This is a genomic window from Halosimplex litoreum (assembly GCF_016065055.1).
GTDB lineage: Archaea > Halobacteriota > Halobacteria > Halobacteriales > Haloarculaceae > Halosimplex > Halosimplex litoreum.
In genome coordinates, this window is the sequence record NZ_CP065856.1 from 3,638,367 (window position 1) to 3,658,405 (window position 20,039).

Here is a 20,039-nt window from a genome sequence, read left to right on the forward strand (position 1 = left end):
CTGTTAGCCATCCCCGCTCAAAAAGGGGCCGGTCCGCAACAGATTCGCCGCTTGTTCGACGGGCGAGCGGCGACCGGTCGCGCGTCGACCACCAGCGAGAAGGCCATCAGCGACGCGCTTCGTCGTCAGTCCCAGAAGCTCCGGGTGCGGGCGTACTCGCGCTCTCGGCGCAGGATATCCCGATAGAACTCGTCTTCGTCCTCGCGGAGTTTGTTGATGATGCGGGCGGCGTTGCGCGGGCCGACGCCGCGGGCAGCTAGGGCGATCACGGCCTGCTTGCCGTGGGCCTGGACCAGGCTCGCCGACTTGTACGCTCGCTCGGTCTGTTTCTCCTGCTCGTCGTCCTTCTCCGTCGCTTTCACCGCCGAGACGACCTCGTCGGCCCAGGGATTGAGCGCGGCGATCCGGGTCGACCCGCAGTCGGGACACTCCGGCCGGTCCCGGATCCGCTTGACCGGTTTCTTGCGCTCCCAGTCCCGGCAGTGCAGACAGAAGAGGATCATCCGGTCGCTCCGGATGCGCTCTTTGACCGTCTGGATGACGCTCGCGTCGGCGTGGTCGGGGGAGAGTAACTCCTGGCCGGCGCTGCGGCCGCCGAGGCCGATCGGGGTGCGGTCGCCGAGCAACTCGACGGAGAGGTCGCCCGATTGGATCCGTTCGAGCACGGCGGCCGCCCCGTCCACGTCGAGTTCCTCGTGGAGGATCTCGCGGACGGCTTCGTCGTAGACGGGCGTGTCCTCCAAGGCGTCCATGAGGCGGTCGCGGCCGAACCGATTCGAACTCCCGCGACCGCGCCAGCGCTTGAGTGCGCCGAACTTCGTCGCGACCTGGGCGACCTTGAACTTCAGCGAGTCGGCGTTGTTCAGCGAGAGTTCGACGAGTTCGGCGACGTGGTCGGGGTCGGTGTCTTCGAGCACGTCCAGCGCGTCGGTCGCCGAGGCGTTGCGGGGCACTTCCAGTTCGATCCGGTAGGGGTCGATCTCCATCCCCACCGACGAGCCGGTGGCCTGCCCGAGCAGTGCCGACAGCAGCCGCCCCAGCGTCTCGTTGATCTTGTGGCCGAACGCGGCGACGACGACGAGTTCGCGCCCGCGGAACTCGACCAGTATCGTGTCGTCGGTGGGGATCGGATGCTCGGGGTCGTGGTCGGCCAGCTGTTCGAGGCCGACGGCGACGGTGTCGGCGTCGCCGTCGTAGCGAGCGGTGAACTCCCGCGCGACCGAGTCGACGGGCGCGCCCGACGCCAGTTGCCGGCCAGCGATACCGCGCAGCTCGCCGACCTCCTGGGCGACGGCGTAGGGGACGGGGATCTCCTGGCCGGTCCAGGAGGGCACCTCACCCCCCGGGTCCTCGACGGGCGAGACGGTGACGACCTCTTCCTCTTCGTCGATCTCGGTGATGCGCCACATCTCGCCGCGCTGGATGAATATCTCCCCGGGCGTCGCGAAGTTGACGACGAACCGCTCGTCCAGCGTGCCCACGTCGCGGCCGCTGGCCACGTCCTCGACGCTGTAGGTCGCCTCGTCGGGGATCATCGAGAGGTTGTGATAGAAGTACTGCCAGGTGCCACGGCGCTTCTGGATCTCGTCGACGTCCTCTTCGAGCCAGACGACCTCGTTGCCCGCCAGCTCGCGGACGACCGACTCGAACGCCCGTTCGTCGAGGTCGCGGAACGGGTAGGCCCGGGTGAGGATCTCGTAGGCCCGCATGGCCCGTATCTCGCCGAAGTCCATGACGAGGCCGGCGATCTGGTTGGCGACGGTGTCGAGGCTCCCGTCGTGGATGTCGGCGGACTCGACCTCGCCCGAGCGGGCCTTGCGGGCGATCGCGAGCGCCTCCAGGGTATCGTCGGGGTGGGTCGTCACGACGGTGCCCCGCGAGACCTGGTCGCGGCGGTGGCCGGCGCGACCGACCCGCTGGAGCAGGCGCGTCACCTGTCGCGGGCTGTTGTACTGGATCACGTGGTCGACGTGGCCCACGTCGATCCCGAGTTCCATCGACGACGTGCAGAGCAGCCCGTCGAGTTCGCCCGACTTGAAGTCGTCTTCCACCTCGATACGGGACGCCTTGGCCAGCGAGCCGTGGTGGACGCCGACGTTCGCGTCGAGTTCTTTGAACCGCGAGCCAAGCGCCTCGGCCAGCTGGCGCGTGTTGACGAAGATCAGCGTCGACTCGTACTCTGAGACGAGTTCGGTGATGTAGCGGACGTGACTCGCGAACTCCGGTTCGGTCATCAGCTCGCCGGCCAGCCGCTCGTCCTCCTCGCGGATCTCGGGCGAGCGGACGCGCACGTCGAGGCGACTGCCCACGTCGATCTCGACGACCGTCGAGCCCCGGCCGCCGGTGAGAAACCGGCCCACCTCGGCGGGGTCACCCACGGTCGCCGACAGGCCGATCCGCTGGAAGTCGTCGGCGAGTTCGACCAGCCGTTCGAGCCCGACGGTCATCTGCGCGCCGCGCTTGGAGACGGCGAGTTCGTGGACCTCGTCGACGACGACGTGGTCGACGTCGGCCAGCGCGGTCCGGAGCTTCGACCCGGTGAGCATCGCCTGGAGCGTCTCGGGCGTCGTCACGAGTACGTCCGGCGGGTCGTTCGCTTGCTTCTGACGCTGGTAGTCCGTCGTGTCGCCGTGGCGCACCTGCACGTCCAGGTCCAGGCGGTCGCCCCACCACTCGAGTCGTTCGCGCATGTCGCGGTTGAGCGCGCGGAGCGGCGTGATGTAGAGCGCGCCGATGCCGAACCGCTCTTCGCCCTCGAGGGCGTTCAACACGGGGAGCATCGCCGTCTCGGTCTTGCCGGTCCCGGTCGGCGCGACGACGAGGACGTTCTCGCCGTCGACCAGGGGCGGGATCGCCTCGCGCTGTGGCTCGGTCGGCGTCGTGAACCCGCGCTCGGACAGGGCGGCCCGGACCTCCGGTCCGAGTGCGGTGAACGCCGCCGGATCGCCCGAGTGGGCGGCGCCCCCGTCGGCTCCGTCCGACCCCTGCTCGTCCAGAGATTCGGCGTCACCGGTGGCACCGGCGTCTGTCATCTGGCGTGCCTACGGGTTTGAACCGATTAAGCGCCCCGATCTCTACACCGATCGATAGTATTCTGTGATATTGGGGTTATAGAGAAATATTAGTTTTGCGCCGATTCCCAGCGGGGGGGAGGACCGGAGAGGTGTTAACAGCGGTCGGCACGAACGACGATACGAGGAACGCCCTCTGAGGACACATGTGTGAACACACTCACAGGACGGGACGGGAGCGAGTCGCCGGATCGCGCGCCCGCGGGAACACGAGGCCTGACCGGGCCGAGACAGCCGCGACCGCTTCGATCCGCCGACGGACGGTTCTCCTCGGTGGCGCGGCGACGCTAGCGGCGCTCGCGGGGTGTGGCGGGTCGGACACGTCGGACGCGCCCGAGGCTGTCGGGCTGACGACCGAGGACCGATGCGACGTGTGCGGGATGGTGATCCCGAACCACCCCGGTCCGAGCGCCGAGATATTTTACGCGGACGAGCGACCCTCGGGCCACGACAACCCGGCGCGGTTCGACAGCACCTGGGAGGCGTTCCAGTACGACTTCGAGCGTCGGGACAGGGGCTGGAACACTGCCGCGTTCTACGTCACCGACTACTCCGCAGTCGACTACTCGGTTTCCGAGGAGGGCGGGGACTCGGTCATCTCCACTCATCCAGAGGCCGACGCGTTCGCCGACGCCGACTCGGTCACGTTCGTCGTCGGCTCGGCGGTCAAAGGCGCGATGGGCAGGGACCTGATCGCCTTCACGGAGCGAGGCGACGCCGAGTCGTTCCGCGACGAGTACGGCGGGTCCCTCGCCGCGTTCGACGAGGTGACCCCCGAGACGATCGCACAGCTCGGCCGGGCCTGACGATGGACGTACGGTTCGTCGGGGCCGCCGTCGTCGCGCTCGTGGCGGTGAGCGCCGCCGGGTTTCTGGTCGGTACCGGCGGGGGCGAGATCCGGCCGGTCGACTTCGAGGAGACGCTGCGGATGGGGATGACCGGCGTCGACGTGCGGACGGCCGAGGCCAGGGGTCACGCCCTCCCGCGGGCGCAGGTGTTCTACGGCCAGTACGAGTACGTCGTCGGCTACTACGGCGTCGAGTCGCTCGTCTCCCAGCTGGAGAGCGGGACGGCCGCCCGCCAGTTCGGCGACCCGCTCGCCGTCTTCGTGACCGACTTCTCCGGTTCCGACCCGTCGCTGGTCGACGGCGGCGCCATCGACCCGAGCACCGACCCGGCCGTCGGGTGGGTCCGGGCAGACACGGCGGTCTACGTCGTCGACAGCGGCGCGCGGACGCCGACCGGCCCGACCGCACTCCCGTTCTCGGATCGGGCGGACGCCCGCGCGTTCGCGGACGAGTACGGCGGCCGGGTCGTGTCGTGGACGGCGCTGCCGGCGGCCGTCGAATCCGGCGGGCGAGCGACCGAGGCGTCGCTGCGCGAGGCGGTCGAGAACCGCTCGGCCTGGGCCGACCGGACCGTCGACGACCGGCGAGCGCTCCGCGAGCGCCCGGTCTCGGTCGTCGTCGGCCGGGACGCGCCGGACCTGGCCGGCGCCGTCGCGGCCGCCCCGCCGAACACGACGGTCGAACTACCGCCCGGCACCTACGACGCGAACCTGACCGTCGCGAAGCCGGTGACGATCCGCGGGTCGGGACCGGAGACGGTGCTCGACGGCGGCGGGAACGGCACCGTCCTGCGGGTCCACGGCGATCGGGTCGCGATCACGTCCCTTTCGGTCGCCGGGGTCGGTACCGTCGGCTCGCGGTCGCCGCCCGAGGACCCCGACGACCCCGTCGGAACCACGCTGGTCTACGCTCGGAGCGACGCGGGCATCGCCCTGGTCGACGCCGAGGAGTCGCTCGTCGCCGACGTGCGGGTCGACACCGCCTCGACGGGCGTCAGTCTCCGACACAGCGACCGGTCGGTCGTCCGGAACGTCACGGTTCGGGGGGCCGACACCATCGCCGCCGGCTCGATGGGGGTGTTGCCCATCTCCTCGCGGGTCGTCGTCGAGGACGTGGAGACCCGCGGCGGCCGCGACGGCGTCTACGTCCACCGTGCTCACGGGAGCGTGATCCGAGACAACCACATGGTCGGCGGTCGCTACGGCGTCCACGAGATGTTCACGTCGGACTTGCTCGTGGCGAACAACACGGTCCGCGAGACGGAGGGCGCGGTCGTCCTCATGACGCGGCCGTCGAACAACGCCGTCGTGGGCAACCGCGCCGTCGACAACCGTGCGGGAGTCGTCGCAGTCGGCGACGCGTCGCTGTTCGCCGACAACGTGCTGGCGGACAACCGGATCGGCCTCGATCTCGGGTCGACCCGCTCGCTCGTGACCGGCAACACCATCGCGGACAACGACGTTGGGATCCGGTCGGTGACGCTACTGCCGACGAACGACCTGATCGCCAACGACGTGGTCGACAACGAACGGCCGGCGGTCGCGTCGAGCGGTCCCGTCCACGTCTGGACGGTCGCCGACCGCGGCAACTACTGGGGACCGGTCCCCGGGCTCGACCGCGACGGCGACGGCGCCGTCGACCGACCGTTCCGCCCGACCGGACGCGTCGACGTGGCGGCCAGTCGAGCGCCGGGAGGCCCGACGCTCTCGCGGGCGCCCGCGCTCGGCCTCCTGCGAGCGGTCGCCGGGACCGTTCCGGGTCTACGCGAGGGCGGCGCGGTGGACACGGCGCCCCGGGTCGAACCGGTCCGCCCCCAGCGGCTCCGGGAGGTGCGAAACGGAACGTATGAGTGAACACGACGGCTCGACGACGGAGACGGCACCGGACGGTGACGAGACGACCGAGCGCGCCGCCGAGGCGACGGACGACGGCGATCCGGTCGACGGAGGGGGCGCTCGCGACGCCGACGGGCCCGGCGATGCCCTCGCGGTCGACGGTGTCGCACGGTCGTTCGGCGACGTGAGCGTCCTCGCGGACGTGTCGTTCACGGCCGACCGCGGGACGGTCGCCTGTCTGGTCGGCCCGAACGGTTCCGGGAAGACGACCCTCTTGCGGGTCGTCGCGGGCCTGCTCGCGCCGGACGCCGGGTCCGTCCTGCTCCCCGACGGCGGCGACCGCGCGGTCGGGTACCTGGCTCAGACCCCCGCCTTCCGTCCGCAGTTCACGCTCGCCGAGACGCTGGGGTTCTACGGCGACCTCGCTGGCGTCGACGTCGACCCGGACGGGGTGCTGGAACGGGTCGGCCTCGAAGCGGTCGCCGACCGCCGCGTCGGAGCGCTGTCGGGCGGCATGACGCGTCTGTTCGGGATCGCGGTGGCGACGATCGGCGACCCGCCGGTGCTCGTCCTCGACGAACCCTCCAGCGGACTCGACCCGACCATGACCGAGCACGTGGGGTCGGTCGTTCGCGACCTGGCCGACGAGGGCCGGACGGTCCTGCTCGCGACCCACGAGCTGGGCACCGTCGACCGCGTCGGGGACACCGTCCTCGTCCTCGACGACGGGGTGATCCAGACGGCGGCCGCGCCCGACGCGTTGCGCCGCGAGACCGGCTCGGAGACGCTCACACACGCCGTCAACCAGTTCGTCCACGGCGGCGCCGGCGACCTGACGGTCCGCGCCGGCACCTGGGAGGGCGCGGATGAGTGAGGACTCGACGGCCGACGCGACGGCTGGGGCCGCCGCCGGCGAGCGCGGCACCACCGACCGTGGCGTCGGCGACCGGCTCCGGTCGCTTCGGGCGGTCGCCCAGCGGGCGTTCGACACCGTCGTCCGGACGCGAGCGTACCTCGCGCTGGCGCTCGTCTACGGGCTCGCCGTCGTCGCGCTCCCGCTGGCGGGCGGCGTCGGCGGGTACCTCCCGCTCGTCCTCGACCTGTCGACGCCGGTGGAGGTGCTCGTACCGCTGGTCGCCTTCGGGTTCGGGACCTGGAGCGTCCTCGCGGACGCGGCGAGCGGGGAACTCGACGCGATCCGGACCTTCCCGGTCGACCGCTCGACGTACGTCCTCGGGACGTTCCTCGGTCGCGCGGTCGGGCTGCTCGTCGCAGTCCTCGCGCCGCTGGTGGCGCTGGGCGTCTCGGTCCCGTTCGTCCGGGAGCCGTCGACGGCCGTGTTCGTCTCTCACGCCACGGTCGACTCGCCGACGTTCTTCGCGCGGTTCGTCGCGCTGACGGCCGCCTACGCGCTCGTCTCGCTCGCACTCGCGATGGCCGTCTCGTCGCTCGCCCGCTCGCGCCGCGCCGCCGTCGCGGCCGCCGTCGTCGTCGCGCTGGCGGCCGTCGTCGGTGTCGACGCGCTGGTGGTTCTGGGGCTGGCTCAGGGGGTCGTCGGCCCGGACACGCTCGCGGTCGCGCTGGGGCTGAGCCCGACCGGTGCGTTCCGCGGCCTGGTCCTGTCGACCGCGACCGGCGGGATCGTCTCGACCGGGCCGCCCGCCGCGGACGTCGCGACGAGTCTCGTCGGTCTCCTCGGGTGGTTCGCCGTCGGACTCGCCGTCGCCACGCTGGGTGCGTGGTCGCCCGGTAGGCGGTGACCGGTCGTCCGCCGGGCGTGGGGACTGCCGTGGGCGGTCCCGTGTTTGGCAGCGACGGACACCGACGATGCCGTCCGGTTGCGACACTCGGGGTCGCGTCCGAGGAGCGCCCGGGTCCGCCTTCGCGGCGGTACCGGCGAGACGACGGGAGCGGTCGGCAGTGTGGCTCGCCCTCGGCGTCGGCCTCGGACGGATCGTCCTGTCGGTCGCACTGATAGACGTGGTCCGACCGCTCGCCCCGACGGACGCGTTCGTGCTCAGAACGACTGCGCGAACGTCAACAGGTCCACGCCGATGATAAACAGCACGACGAGGACTGCGACGAGGATGATCGCTTTCAGGAACCACGGCATCGATTGGTCGGCTGCAGGCGTATCGCTCATACGTCGGCTAGTCGCGGCGGTTCCCTCAACCCACCGTTGTCACACGACAACGACGGCGGTCGGTCGGCCGACGGCAGCGCGGACGCAGTCGCGTCACCGGGTCGCCGCCGCGACCGAAACTGACTGGCTACTGGCCGAACGAGTTCGGGATAGATGCGGGAGTTCGTCTTCACGCTGACGTACGAGACGGGGGTCGACCCGCTGATGGACACGCTCGCGGCCGCGCCGGAAGCGCGGTCGACGGCGCTGGTCTGTCCGGGCTCCGAGTCGGAGGTATGGCGGCTCGACAGGGTCACGGGCCCGCAGGAGACGGTCGAGCGGGCAGCGGCGCTGATCGCCGACGAGAACCGTGATCTGATCTCGGTCAGCGACCGCGGCTGCGCGGGGCGTCGATACAGTGACGTGCTCTCGGTGTCGGCGCGGCGGGCCGTCGTGTACACTCGCGTCTCCGAGGCGACCCGCTGTGACGCCGTCTCGCTGATCGCCAGGCGATATCTCACCGGCGGCGTCTTCGCGGAGGTGACCCGCCGCGGGTCCGAAGCGCGCTGGCGGATCCTCATGGAGAGCGACGAGAAGGTCGGGATGCTCTACGACACGGTCGGCGGAACGCTCAGGGAGGGGATCACCTACCGGTTCGAGCACCTCGAAGACGCCACGGAGTCGCCGTCGAACCCGTTCGCGTCGCTGTCGCTCCGGCCCGAGCAGCGACAGGTGCTCGAACTGGCCGCGGAGATGGGATACTACGAGACCCCACGGGAGACGACGCTCGACGATCTGGCGGCCGAACTGGACTGCCCGCGGTCGACCGTCTCCTATCGGCTCAGGCGCGCCGAGGCGGAACTCGTGGCCGGATTCATCTCGACGACCTGAGTCCGGTCGTCCGGGGAGCGACGAGGTACCGGCGTCGGCGACGCCGACGACGCCGACGACGCCGACCGCGTCAGCCGAAGACGACCCCGAGGGCTGCGTCGACGAAGCCGACCGGGACGGGCGGCGCGGCGGGGTCGAACGGTCCGTCGGCGACCATCGAGAAGATGGGGAAACCGTAGGCGATGGCGACGAGGACGACCGCGACGGCCGCCCACAGTTTGAAGTTGTCGAGGACTCGCGGGCTGTCCTCGGGGCCGGAGATCGGTTCCGGGAGGTGGCTGTCGACGCGGAGGCGCCCGCGGCCGCGGTCGGCGAACCAGGTCGCCAGCATCACCGCTGCGAACAGCACCGCACCCAGCGTCAGCAGCGTCCCGCCGACGGCGATCTGGAGGCGCATCTCCGGGATCGACCCCAGCGCCGCCTCGAAGGAGAACTGGTCGTACTGGGGCTCGGCGGTGCGGCGCGGGACGCCCGCGAGGCCGGCGCGGTGCATGGCGTTGGACATCAGCGCCATGCCGATGAACCAGATGTACGGCTGGACCTGGGCGAAGCCGTACAGCTGGAGTCGTTTGCCGGTGATCTGCGGGTACAGCCAGTAGCTGACCGCCATCATCGTCAGCGCGCTCGCGGTGCCGACGGTGAGGTGGAAGTGGCCGGGCACCCAGAGCGTGTTGTGGACCAGCGAGTTGATGTTCATCCCGGCGTTGACGATGCCCGAGAAGCCGCCGGCGGCGAACATCAGCCCGGCCAGCGCCATCCCGGCGAAGGCGGGGTTGGCCCACGGGAGCGCCTTCATCCAGCCGAAGTAGCCGCTACCGCCGCGGCGGCGGGCGCCGTACTCCATGCTGGCGACGACGGTGAAGGCGGTGAGGAAGCTCGGCAGCAGGAGGAACATCGTGTTCGTCATCGCGACGAACTTGAAGCCCTCGGCGATGCCGGGGTCGGCGTACTGGTGGTGAAAGCCCACCGGCGTCGAGAGGATCAGGAAGAGGACGAACACGACTCTGGCGAGCGGGTCGCTGAAGAGCCGGCCGCCGGCGAGTTTCGGGAGGATGGTGTACCACGCGAAGTATGCCGGCATCAGCCAGAAGTAGACGACCGGGTGGCCGAAGAACCAGAACAGCGTCCGGGTGAGCAGCGGGTCGACGCTGTCGATCAGGCCGAGCGACAGCGGCAGCAGGAAGACGAGCACCTCGACGGCGACGCCGACCGTCGAGATGTACCACATCAGCATCGTCGTCAGCACCATGAACGTCTGGAGCGGGACGCGCTCGCCGGGGTTGTCGCCGCGCCAGCGGAGATACGAGCGGATCCAGTCGAACCCGGCGAGCCACGTGCCGACGAGCCAGGCCGCGAGGCCGGCGTAGAACAACGGGTGGGCCTGCAGCGGCGCGTAGAAGGTGTAGAGCACGTCCGCCTCGAAGGGGACCTGTCCGACGAAGCCGCCGAAGATGGCCGTCGCGACGGCGACGGCGCCACCGAGCTGGAGGCCGAACCAGGCCATCGAGAACCGCGGGCTCGGGAGGTCCCGTCCGAGGCTGCGGGTCGTCCCCCAGGTGAACGCGCCCGAGAGGAAGAAGATCGTGAAAAACAGCGCGAGCAGGACGCCGTGGCCGGTCAGCACGGAGTAGTAGTCGCTCGACTCGATCACGCCGCGGAAGACGTTCGTCCGGTGGAGCGCCTGGACGATCCCGAGCACTGCCCCGACCAGCAGGGCGCTGAACGAGACGCCGAAACACAGGCGGGTGATCCGCGCGGCCGACGGGTACTGGTCGACGAACGCGAGCCGGTCACCGGCCGTCAGCTCGGCCTGTTCGGCGGCCTCGTTCGTTCGCTCGTCGTGTGCGTGGGCCATCGTCACTGCACCTCCGTGCTCGCGTCGAACTCGGACTGGGGGACCACTTCGAGCGTCCCGGCCATGTCGTGGTGGCCCTCGCCGCAGTACTCGTTACAGACGAGCCCGTACTCACGTGGCTCGTCGAACTCGGCGGTGACGGTGGCCTTCTGGCCTGGGATCGCCATCGTGTTGATGTTCGTGCCCGCGACCTCGAAGCCGTGGAGCACGTCGACGCTAGCCACGTGGAACGTCACGGTGCTACCGGCCGGGACGCGGATCGGCTCGCCGGTGCCGGGGACGAACGCGAACCGCCGCGTCTCCACGTAGACGTCGTAGTGGTCGGGTTCGCTCCCCTCGTAGACGCCGGGGTCGCGGAAGCTCTCGCTCGCGGCCGGATCCGTCGAGTCGACCTGACCGCCCTCGGCGTCGACCATCCCGTAGCCCGCGACGGCGGCCCCGTAGGTGACCGTCCCGACGAACAGGACGATCATGCCGAGTGCGGCGACCAGCCAGATCCGCTCGAACCTGTGGACGTGCATCTCAGCCCACCACCGTCGGTCCGTTGCCGAGGAACTCCACGAAGTACATGAACAGCCAGGTCAGCGTGACGACCAGGAAGTAGACGGCCAACAGCGCCGCCGTCCCAACGGGGTCGAACGCGTCGTGGTCGACCGATTCGGTCTCGGCTTGTGCCACCTCGGACTCGTACATCGGCCCGCCGCGAGTACCGGCGACCGCTGCCCGCTCGCCGGCACCAGCGGTCTCCGTTCGCGCCCCGTCGAACGACGGCTCCGGCGGCGTCCGCCACCCGTAGTAGTACACGGCTCCCGCAGCGAGCGCGGTGACGAGTGCGCTCACGGCCGTCACGGCCAGGAGCGACCCGCCACCCGCTGCGGTCGCGAGCACGGTATCGACTTCAAAACCCTTCATACTGGGTGTCGTTCGACCCCGGTCAATTGTAGCCTGGCTTGTCGCAGGACAACCGACGATCGGCCGACGTGGCGGTTGTCGCGGGACAAGCCGGCGCTTATGTTTCGGGGTTCCCTCGAACGGTGACACCCCAGTGGCGGTCGGTGCGGTCCGGCGGCCACCGAACAGCAATGACCGGACGCACGACACGACCAGAGCGGTCGGACGCGCTCGTCTCCCCCGAGTGGGTCGACGAGCGGCTGCCCGCGGCCCGCTCGGACGACCCGTCGTTGCGACTCGTCGAGGTGGACCTGAACACCGGGTTCTACGACGAGGGCCACCTCCCGGGGGCGGTCGGGCTCGACTGGCGGTCGGACTTGCGACACGACCGACGTCGGGACGTCCCGTCGGCGCGAGCGTTCGCGGACCTCCTCGGCGACATCGGCATCACCGAGGAGACGACGGTCGTCGCCTACGGCGACAACGCAAACTGGTTCGCCGCGCACTTCTACTGGCTGTTGACCTACTACGGCCACGACGACGCGTACCTGCTCGACGGGGGGCGCGAACACTGGGTCGAGTCGGACCGGCCGACTACGACCGAGGTCCCGTCGTTCGACTCGCGCGCGTACCGGGCGGCCGGTCCGTACGAGCACGTCCGCGCGTACCGCGACGACGTGGCGCGGGCGGTCGACGACCGGACGGCGCTGGTCGACGTGCGGCTGCCCGAGGAGTTCGACGGGACCGTCGTCGCACCGCCCGGGATGGACGAGTTCGCCCAGCGCGGCGGGCACGTCCCCGGCGCGGTCAACGTCGTCTGGTCGGAGAACGTCGCGCCCGACGGTCGGTTCAAATCCCGAGCCGAACTCGAGGCGATCTACCGCGACCGCGGCGTCACGCCCGACCGGAGCGTCGTCGTCTACTGCCGCATCGGCGAGCGCTCGTCGCTGACGTGGTTCGTCCTCTCGGAGTTGCTCGGGTACCCGTCGGTCCGCAACTACGACGGCTCGTGGACCGAGTGGGGCAATCTGGTCGACGCTCCCATCGAGACCGGCCGGCCCGGCTCGGGTGAGCGGGACGGTTAGCCGTCGACCGGACGCGTCGAGTTGAGAACCACGAGGAGGCTGCTTGTCGCCATCGCGACGGCGGCGAACAGGGGGTTGAGGACGCCGGCGACGGCCAGCGGGAGCGCGACCGCGTTGTACAGGAACGCCCAGCCGAGGTTCTCGCGGACGCGGCGGCGGGTCCCTTCGGTCGTCGCGAAGGTGGCGGGCAACGGGGTCAGCGAGTCGCGGGTGACGACGACGTCGGCGGCGTCGACGGCCAGGCGCGTCCCCCGCTCCATCGCGATGCCCAGGTCGGCGGCAGCCAGCGCCGGCGCGTCGTTGCTCCCGTCGCCGACCATCGCGACCGGCCCCTCGGCCGCGAGGCGGTCGACGACCGCGGCCTTCGCCTCCGGCGGGACGCCGGCGAACACCTCGTCCACGTCCGGGTGGGTCTCGAACCGTCGCGCGGCCGCCCGGTCGTCGCCGGTGATCACGACGACCCGCCTGTCGGCGGCCAGGTCGCCCACGACCGTCTCCCAGTCGTCGCGCACCTCGTCGCCGACGACGACCGCGCCGCGGACGCGGCCGTCCCAGCCGACGTAGCTCGGGACGGCGTCGGCCGGTGCGTCCGCGTAGGCGAGCGCCACGTCCTCCGGGACCGCCCAGCCGCGCTCGTCGAACAGCGCGGCGTCGCCGACGAGGACGCGCCGGTCGCCCACGGTCGCCTCGACGCCCTGTCCGGGGTGCGTCTCGAAGTCGGCCACGGCGGCGTCGGGGAGCGTCCCGGTCGCGACGACCGCCTCGGCGACGGGGTGAGTCGCGAACTGCTCGACCGCGGCCGCCAGCGCCAGGGTCTCCTCGTGACCCACGACCTCGCGGACGGTCATCGATCCGGTCGTCAAGGTGCCGGTCTTGTCGAAGGCGACCGTCTCGACCTCGGGGGCCGTCTCCAGCGCCGAGCTGTCGGTGATGACGACGCCCGCCGCGAGGGCGTCGCGGATGCCGGCCACGACGGCCATCGGGGTGGCCAGCCCGAGCGCGCAGGGACAGGAGACGACGAGAACGGTCAGTCCGGTCAACAGGACGGCCGTCGGTGCCGACCCCAGCAGGAGGTGGACGACGGTCGTGCCGACCGCGAGGAGGAAGACCAGCGGGACGAACGCCGCGGCGATACGGTCGACGAGCCGCTGCGCTCCCGGAGACCCGCTCTGGACGGCCCACAGCGTCTCGACGAGACGGTCTGCGGTGCTGGTCGGGTCCGGGTCGGCGCGGACCACGAGGCCGCCGTCGGTGACGGTCCCGCCGCCGACCACTTCGTCGCCGGACTCCTTCGAGACGGGCAGCGACTCGCCGGTGACCAGCGACTCGTCGACGGCCGCCGTGCCCTCGGCGACGGTGCCGTCGACGGGGACGCGCTCGCCCTCGCGGACGACGAGTTCGTCGCCGCCCGCCACCGCGTCGCGCGCGACGGATTCGGTCCCTCCAGCCGTCCGACGTCGAGCCGTGTCGACTCGCTCCTCGGCCGCCTCGGAGAGCCGCCCGGTCGCCCGCCGCCGGACGCGGTCGCGGTAGTAGTCGCCGACCGTCACCGCGAGCACGACCACGACGGCCACGTCGAAGTAGAGATCCGTGTGGCCCAGAGTCAACGCGAGCGTGCTGTAGGCGTAGGCGGTGACCGCCGCGACGGCGACCAGGAGGTCCATGTTCGGCTCGCGGACCCGCAGGCTCACGGCGGCGCCCCGGAGCAGTGGCGCACCAGTGTAGCCGACGACGACCGTCGCCATCGCCCACACGTTCGCGAAGAGGAACCCGCCGGCCGGCCCGTCGAGGTCGACCAGCAGCGAGTCGGGCGCGACGCCGAGGTAGACGGGGTAGAGAAAGAGGACGTACCACGCCATGATCATCATCCCGAAGAAGCCGCCGACCAGCAGGCGCCCGACCGTCTCCTGGTCGTCGTCGCCGGCCTCGCCGCCGGTCGGCGCCGCCTCGTAGCCGTAGTCGGAGACGCCGTCGGCGACGGCCCCCTCGTCGGTCAGGTCGTCGTCGTAGACGACGCGCATCATCCCCGAGGTGTAGCTCGCTTCGGCCGCTCGCACGCCGGCCGCGTCGGTCGCCGTCGCTTCGAGAAAGGACTCGCAGGTGGCGCAGTGCATCCCCGATACGTCGAGGTAGGCCCGCTCGCCGTCGACCTCGTCGACTGCCGGGCCGCCGTCGAGCGCGTCGGGGTCGGCCTCGGCGGGCGCCTCGTCGAGGGTGCGAGCGACCTCCAGACAGCCGCGACAGCAGAAGTCGCCCTCCACGTCGTCGGCGGCGTGGGGCGAATCGGGGGTCGGGAGTCCACAGAGGGTACACTCGGCCATAGTCACCCCAGCGGCTGGTAGGCGGGCAGCGGCGGGTGGGGCAGGTGGATACCCAGTAACATCAGGCCGTGGGCGAGCGGGAGGTAGCCCATGATCAGAAACGCGACGCCGAGCGCCCGGTGGAGCGGTCCCTGAACTCGCGGCGAGACGGCCCCGAACGCGACGCCGTAGGCGAACACCGCCGGGACGGTCGCCAGTCCCAGCGTCGCGAGCGCGAGCGCCCCGTAGACCGGCGACCCGGTGGCGAAGGCGTAGAGGAACGCGGGGTACAGCAGCGGGCACGGGAGGAGCCCGTGGACGGCGCCCAGCGCCGCGATGCGCGGGCCGCGGACCCAGCGGTCGACGCGGGCCATCAACGCACTGCTCACCCGCTCGAACGCCGAGGGCGTCCAGGCGTGGCCGAGTGCGCCGGCGGTCGACCCGGTGAGCGCGTACGTCGCGCCGGTCAGCAGGATGAACCCGCCGACGAGCACGCCGGCGACCGCTCGCACGTCGTCGGCTATCGCCGCGACGCCGGCGGCGTCGTACAGCACGGTCCCCAGCGCGCCCATCAGCGCGCCGATCAGCGCGTAACTCGCCGTTCGACCGAGGTTGAACAGCAGGTGCTGGCGGATCTCCGAGAACCCGGCGGGTCCGTCGTCGCCCAACCGGTCGGCGTACAGCGTCACCAGCGGGCCGCACATCCCCAGACAGTGGGCCCCACCGAGTAGCCCGACCAGCGCGAAGACGGCGAGGCCAGCGTCCGCACTGCCGACGGTCGTGGCGGCCTGGAGCGGCGTCATCACCGCCCGGTCAGTCGCGCCGGCAGGTACTGCTCGTCGGCCGACCCGAACATGATCCGCACGGCGACCACGATGAGGACCGTGTTGAGTATCGCCAGTACCGCGACCGGTTCGAGTCCGAGCGCGAACGCCAGCGCCGACGGGATCGCGAGCAGCCCCACCAGCGGGAGCCACGAGAGCGGGATCGAGTCCATACGATCCCCTGCCCACTTCGATCGATTAAATTGCGCCTTGTCGCAGGACAACCGCCGGTGGATCGCGGCGACGGGGTCGAGCGCGGCCGTCGTCGACCGACCGCCTCACTCGCCGTTCCACTCCGAACGGAGCAGCCCGTACTGGACCATGTCGCGATACGCGCCGTCGACGAACATGAACTGTCTACGCCGGCCTTCCTCGACGAACCCGAGCGACTCCAGCAGGGCCCGTGAAGCGTCGTTGTGCTCGAAGGCGCCCGCGCCCACGGCGGGCCGGTCGTAGGACCGAAAGCAGTGGTCGACGACCAGTCCGACGGCTTCCCTCCCGTAGCCCTGGCGGTGGACTTCCGGGACCAGCCAGTAGCCCAGTTCCGGGCGCCGATAGCCCACGTTGTCGGCCGTCACCTCGCCGATCCGTCGTAGGTCGTCACCGTCCGCGCCGCCCGGGCCGCTCTCGTCGTCGAGACAGACGAGGAAGCGGTCGGTGTCGTCGTCTTCGTCGAGGTCGAAGTCCGCGCGAGTGCGGAGTGGGTTTCCGAGGGGATAGCGGATCTCGGGGTTCGCGCCGGCCCGCTGGAGAAACGGCACGTCCTCTGTCTCGACGGTCCGGAGCGTGACGCGGTCGCCGACGGCGATGCGTGCGCCTGGCATGGCAGTGGCGTCGCCGCGGAGGGGCAAAGGTCTGTCCCAGGACGGGACGGACCGTCGCCCGGAGAGAGAAATCCTTTTGCCCGATTCGGCCACAGTGTCGGGTATGGACTGGCCGCACGATCCCGACGGGAACGAGGGCAGCGAGGGGCGCCGCAAGTACGGGCAGGCGGTGCTCGCCAAGAAGATCGACGAGGGCGAGGACTTCCCGCTCTCCCAATCCGAGTTCGTCTCGGAACACGGCGACGAGCCGATCCGCATCGACTACGAGACCGTCGTCAGTGTCTCGGAGATCTTCGAACACGTCGACCAGGCGGAGTTCGAGGACTTCCCCGACTTCCACAAGGCCGTCGGGGCGGGACTGCGCGAGGCCGACTACTGGCCCTACCGGCTCGAACACGCCTAGAGGGCGGTTCGGACGCGGCTGCTCCGTGTCGGCCCGCCACCGTCGATCCGGGCCCGGTGACCGATGTCTTTTCCCGACCCGGACGAGTACCGGGTTCCATGTCCGGGAGCGGAGACGCCCCGAGCGACCGGTTGCGCGAGCGAGCCGACCAGAGCCGGCTGAAACTGTGGGTCCTCCTCGAGGCCGACCGCTGGCTCGTCACGGGTATCCTCGTCGCCGCCGTCTTCTGCGTGCTCGTCGGCGCGGGGTATCTCTATCCGACGACGGAGAACGCTATCCGCACGAGCGACTCCGTCGACACGCTGTTCCAGGGCTTTCTCACCGCCACGATCACCGGCGTCACGCTCGTGTTGACGCTCAACCAGCTCGTCCTCTCCCAGGAACTGGGCGCCGTCAAGGACCAGCGCGAGCGCATGGAGGGCGCCATGGAGTTCCGCGAAGACGTGGCCGACGTCATCGAAGCGGCGGTCAGCCCCTCCCGGCCCGCGCAGTTCCTCCGGGCGCTCGTGCAGGTGTCGGGCGAGCGCGCCGAGGACCTCCGCGAGGCGGTCTCCGACGCGGGCGACGGCGACCTGCAGGCGGAGATCGCCGACCTCACCGACAGCCTCGTTGGCAACGCCGATAGCGTCGCCTCGGGCCTGGACGACGCCCGATTCGGCGAGTTCGACGTCATCTCCTCGGCGCTGAACTTCAACTACTCCTGGAAGATCTTCACCGCCCGGCGCATCCACGAGCAGTACGGGGAGGATCTGGACGAGGAGGGCACCGAGGCGCTCGAACGGCTGATCGAGGTGTTGCGGCTGTTCGGCCCCGCCCGCGAGCACTTCAAGACGCTGTACTTCCAGTGGGAGCTGATCAACCTCTCGCGGCAGATCCTCGCCGCCGCGATCCCGGCGTTGCTGGTCTCGGCGGTCATGATCATCTTCTTCAACGACGCCACCTACAGCGTGACCGTCTTCGGCATCGAGACCCTGGCGCTGGTCATGGCGCTCGCGGCCACCGTCGCGGTCGTCCCGTTCCTCATCCTGCTGGCGTACGTCATGCGGATCGCGACGGTGACCCAGCACACCCTCTCGATCGGCCCGTTCATCCTCCGGGAGACCGACGACGTGACCGAGGTGGAGTGGAACCGCGACGGGTGAGCCGGGTCGCCAACGCGACGATCGCCGGCCGCCAGCGACGAGCGACTGCAGGGCCGGGGCTTTTGCCTTGCCCCTTCCATGGGCCGGTATGACCGACGACCCGGACGCCTGGGAGTACGAGACCCTCGACCCACCGAGAGGCGAGACGAAGAAGGAAGCCACCGACCCGAAGCGTCAGCTGAACGACCTCGGAGCGGAGGGCTGGGAGTTCGTCGACACGATCGACTACGTCGGCGGTGGGACGAAGCTTCTCGTCTTCAAGCGTCCGGTCGACCGGTCATGAGCGGCGAGGCGGACTCGACGAGCGACGACTCCGACACGGACTCCGGCGACGCCGACACCGACCCCCGCGAGTCCGACACCGAGATCGACGCGTCGGCGGACACCGAGATATCGACGGCGGACACGATGCGCGAGCGCGCCGACGAGAGCCGCCTCGCGCTGTGGCTGTTGCTGAAGGCCAATCGCCTCCACATCACCGGCGTGCTCGCGGTCGTCGTCTTCGCCACCTTCGTGGGCGTCGGGAGTATCGTCGACGGCTTCGTCGCGACGCTCCAGGGCGGCGACACGAAGGGTGCGCTGTTCTCGACGATGCTGGGTGCCATCATCACCGGGACGACCCTGGTCGTGACGATCAGCCAGCTCGTCATCTCCCAGGAGAACGGGCCGCTGGGTGACCAGCACCAGCGCATGAGCAACACGATGGACTTCCGCGAGTACGTCGGCGACATGTACGACGAGCCGGTGCCGGTCGACCCGTCGGCGTTCCTGCGCGAGCACGTGAACGCGGTCCAGCGCCAGGCGAAGGCGCTCCGCGAGGCCGTCTCCGGCAGCGACGACGACGACCTGCGCACCGAGGTCGACGAGTTCACCGACAGCGTCACCGGCAACGCCGACGCCGTCCGCGACCAGCTCGACGGCGCCGCTTTCGGCACCTTCGACGTGCTGTTCGCCGCGCTGAACTTCAACTACGCCTGGAAGATCTTCCAGGTCGAGCGCATCGGCTCCGAGCACGAAGCGGCCATCGACGACGAGATCGACGGGCGGCTCACCGACCTGCGGACGACGCTGTCGATGTTCGGCCCCGCCCGCGAGCACATCAAGACGCTCTATTTCCAGTGGGCGCTCGTCGATCTCTCGCAGTACATCCTCTACGCGTCGGTCCCCGCGCTGGTCGTCACCGGCTCGCTGCTCGCGTTCGCCGGATCCGGCCCCATCCCCGGGACGACGCTGGGCGTCGACAACGTCCTCTGGGTCGTCGGCGCCGGGTTCACCGTCTCGCTCGTCCCCTTCCTGTTGCTCGTCGCCTACATCGCCCGGATCGCCGTCGTCGCCAAGCGAACGCTGGCTATCGGCCCGCTCGTCCTCCGCGATTCACAGCGGTGAGTTCGATCTGCTCACTTATCGGTTGGTTCCGGTTGTACTGGAGCGAAACGAAGTCGAGCGACAGCGACCGCACTCACCGGGGACAGCAGGCGATGGGCGCCCTCGGCGCACTCGCGGTCGCTGCGGCGGATATTCTCGCTCCGCTCGAATAGTGCCGCCGCAGACGACTGAACTGCACGCGAGCGCACCTCGCCCGTTCAGTCCACCAGGAGAGCAAGCTCCCCTGAGCCCTCGTTCGCTCCGCTCACGAGGACGCCGGGACCGCACAGCACCATGACCGCCGCGCGCAGCACCGCAGACGGCCACGAGCCTCCCCAGCCGATTCGCTCACTCCGTTCGCTCATCCCTCGCACGGTGCTGGCGCGTCTGGCGAGATCGAAGCTCTCGCTAACCCTCGTTCGCTGCGCTCACGAGAAAGACGAGACTCGCGACAGCGCGCGCCACGGCGGATTGCTATCTCTCTCACCTGTACCGAGCGGCTGTGTAGCCGGATTGGTCGGTGAGATGGCGGTATCGAGGTAATTCGGGGGCGTTCGGATGTCTGGGGCACCGGCAGACGAGC

General features: G+C 70.3%; 19 protein-coding genes. 10 read left to right on the top strand and 9 right to left on the bottom strand.

What is annotated here, in order from left to right:
* Nucleotides 1–125 precede the first annotated feature (125 nt).
* Nucleotides 126–3,032, bottom strand: a complete 2,907-nt coding sequence (locus I7X12_RS18070) for a DEAD/DEAH box helicase (RefSeq protein WP_232342905.1) — start codon at nucleotides 3,030–3,032, stop codon at nucleotides 126–128.
* Nucleotides 3,033–3,217: 185 nt separating this feature from the next.
* Here I7X12_RS18070 and I7X12_RS18075 point away from each other — a divergent pair, with 185 nt between their 5' ends.
* The 4 genes from I7X12_RS18075 to I7X12_RS18090 are packed head-to-tail and all read left to right on the top strand — an operon-like array spanning nucleotide 3,218 to nucleotide 7,514.
* Nucleotides 3,218–3,877 (top strand): nitrous oxide reductase accessory protein NosL, encoded by a 660-nt coding sequence (locus I7X12_RS18075; RefSeq protein WP_198061412.1) that lies wholly within the window; start codon nucleotides 3,218–3,220, stop codon nucleotides 3,875–3,877.
* Between the two features lie 2 nt (nucleotides 3,878–3,879).
* Nucleotides 3,880–5,772 carry a NosD domain-containing protein gene (locus tag I7X12_RS18080; protein WP_198061413.1) on the top strand — a complete coding sequence of 631 codons (1,893 nt, stop codon included), beginning with the start codon at nucleotides 3,880–3,882 and terminating at the stop codon, nucleotides 5,770–5,772.
* A complete protein-coding gene (locus I7X12_RS18085; RefSeq protein WP_198061414.1) occupies nucleotides 5,765–6,628 on the top strand; it encodes an ABC transporter ATP-binding protein in 864 nt (287 codons plus the stop codon). Before I7X12_RS18080 ends, I7X12_RS18085 begins: the two co-directional genes overlap by 8 nt.
* Nucleotides 6,621–7,514 (top strand): ABC transporter permease, encoded by an 894-nt coding sequence (locus tag I7X12_RS18090; RefSeq protein WP_198061415.1) that lies wholly within the window; start codon nucleotides 6,621–6,623, stop codon nucleotides 7,512–7,514. The genes I7X12_RS18085 and I7X12_RS18090 overlap by 8 nt, the downstream gene beginning before the upstream one ends.
* 257 nt (nucleotides 7,515–7,771) lie before the next feature.
* Here I7X12_RS18090 and I7X12_RS20740 read toward each other — a convergent pair whose 3' ends face one another.
* On the bottom strand, nucleotides 7,772–7,897 hold the full coding sequence (locus tag I7X12_RS20740; RefSeq protein WP_269750334.1) for a hypothetical protein: 126 nt from the start codon (nucleotides 7,895–7,897) through the stop codon (nucleotides 7,772–7,774).
* Nucleotides 7,898–8,050: 153 nt separating this feature from the next.
* On the opposite strand from I7X12_RS20740, the gene I7X12_RS18095 reads away from it, so the two are divergent.
* Nucleotides 8,051–8,767, top strand: a complete 717-nt coding sequence (locus tag I7X12_RS18095; protein ID WP_198061416.1) for a helix-turn-helix domain-containing protein — start codon at nucleotides 8,051–8,053, stop codon at nucleotides 8,765–8,767.
* A gap of 70 nt (nucleotides 8,768–8,837) precedes the next feature.
* Here I7X12_RS18095 and I7X12_RS18100 read toward each other — a convergent pair whose 3' ends face one another.
* From I7X12_RS18100 to I7X12_RS20935, 3 genes are read right to left on the bottom strand one after another with little or no spacing between them, the layout of a single operon-like run.
* Nucleotides 8,838–10,622 carry a b(o/a)3-type cytochrome-c oxidase subunit 1 gene (locus tag I7X12_RS18100; RefSeq protein WP_198061417.1) on the bottom strand — a complete coding sequence of 595 codons (1,785 nt, stop codon included), beginning with the start codon at nucleotides 10,620–10,622 and terminating at the stop codon, nucleotides 8,838–8,840.
* Between the two features lie 2 nt (nucleotides 10,623–10,624).
* A complete protein-coding gene (locus tag I7X12_RS18105) occupies nucleotides 10,625–11,143 on the bottom strand; it encodes a cytochrome c oxidase subunit II (protein ID WP_198061418.1) in 519 nt (172 codons plus the stop codon).
* 1 nt (nucleotide 11,144) lies between these two features.
* The gene (locus I7X12_RS20935; protein ID WP_394355633.1) at nucleotides 11,145–11,315 is read right to left on the bottom strand and encodes a cytochrome oxidase; all 171 of its coding nucleotides are present in this window, start codon (nucleotides 11,313–11,315) and stop codon (nucleotides 11,145–11,147) included.
* Nucleotides 11,316–11,704: 389 nt separating this feature from the next.
* On the opposite strand from I7X12_RS20935, the gene I7X12_RS18115 reads away from it, so the two are divergent.
* On the top strand, nucleotides 11,705–12,598 hold the full coding sequence (locus I7X12_RS18115; protein ID WP_198061419.1) for a sulfurtransferase: 894 nt from the start codon (nucleotides 11,705–11,707) through the stop codon (nucleotides 12,596–12,598).
* Here I7X12_RS18115 and I7X12_RS18120 read toward each other — a convergent pair.
* The 4 genes from I7X12_RS18120 to I7X12_RS18135 form a co-directional block, all read right to left on the bottom strand.
* Nucleotides 12,595–14,919, bottom strand: a complete 2,325-nt coding sequence (locus I7X12_RS18120) for a heavy metal translocating P-type ATPase (RefSeq protein WP_198061420.1) — start codon at nucleotides 14,917–14,919, stop codon at nucleotides 12,595–12,597. The two genes, I7X12_RS18115 and I7X12_RS18120, sit on opposite strands and share 4 nt — an antisense overlap.
* Before the next feature lie 2 nt (nucleotides 14,920–14,921).
* Complete coding sequence (locus tag I7X12_RS18125) at nucleotides 14,922–15,701, bottom strand: sulfite exporter TauE/SafE family protein (protein WP_198061421.1); 780 nt, start codon at nucleotides 15,699–15,701, stop codon at nucleotides 14,922–14,924.
* Nucleotides 15,701–15,895 (bottom strand): hypothetical protein, encoded by a 195-nt coding sequence (locus tag I7X12_RS18130; RefSeq protein WP_198061422.1) that lies wholly within the window; start codon nucleotides 15,893–15,895, stop codon nucleotides 15,701–15,703. Before I7X12_RS18130 ends, I7X12_RS18125 begins: the two co-directional genes overlap by 1 nt.
* 105 nt (nucleotides 15,896–16,000) lie before the next feature.
* Nucleotides 16,001–16,546 (bottom strand): GNAT family N-acetyltransferase, encoded by a 546-nt coding sequence (locus I7X12_RS18135; RefSeq protein ID WP_198061423.1) that lies wholly within the window; start codon nucleotides 16,544–16,546, stop codon nucleotides 16,001–16,003.
* 103 nt (nucleotides 16,547–16,649) lie between these two features.
* Between I7X12_RS18135 and I7X12_RS18140 the strand changes: the two genes are divergently transcribed.
* The 4 genes from I7X12_RS18140 to I7X12_RS18155 all read left to right on the top strand — a co-directional run bounded on the left by I7X12_RS18140 (nucleotide 16,650) and on the right by I7X12_RS18155 (nucleotide 19,477).
* The gene (locus I7X12_RS18140) at nucleotides 16,650–16,949 is read left to right on the top strand and encodes a DUF5785 family protein (RefSeq protein ID WP_198061424.1); all 300 of its coding nucleotides are present in this window, start codon (nucleotides 16,650–16,652) and stop codon (nucleotides 16,947–16,949) included.
* A 98-nt stretch (nucleotides 16,950–17,047) separates the two neighbouring features.
* A complete protein-coding gene (locus tag I7X12_RS18145; protein ID WP_198061425.1) occupies nucleotides 17,048–18,091 on the top strand; it encodes a hypothetical protein in 1,044 nt (347 codons plus the stop codon).
* 88 nt (nucleotides 18,092–18,179) lie between these two features.
* On the top strand, nucleotides 18,180–18,374 hold the full coding sequence (locus tag I7X12_RS18150) for a DUF4177 domain-containing protein (RefSeq protein ID WP_198061426.1): 195 nt from the start codon (nucleotides 18,180–18,182) through the stop codon (nucleotides 18,372–18,374).
* On the top strand, nucleotides 18,371–19,477 hold the full coding sequence (locus I7X12_RS18155; protein ID WP_232342909.1) for a hypothetical protein: 1,107 nt from the start codon (nucleotides 18,371–18,373) through the stop codon (nucleotides 19,475–19,477). The genes I7X12_RS18150 and I7X12_RS18155 overlap by 4 nt, the downstream gene beginning before the upstream one ends.
* Nucleotides 19,478–20,039: the final 562 nt, after the last annotated feature.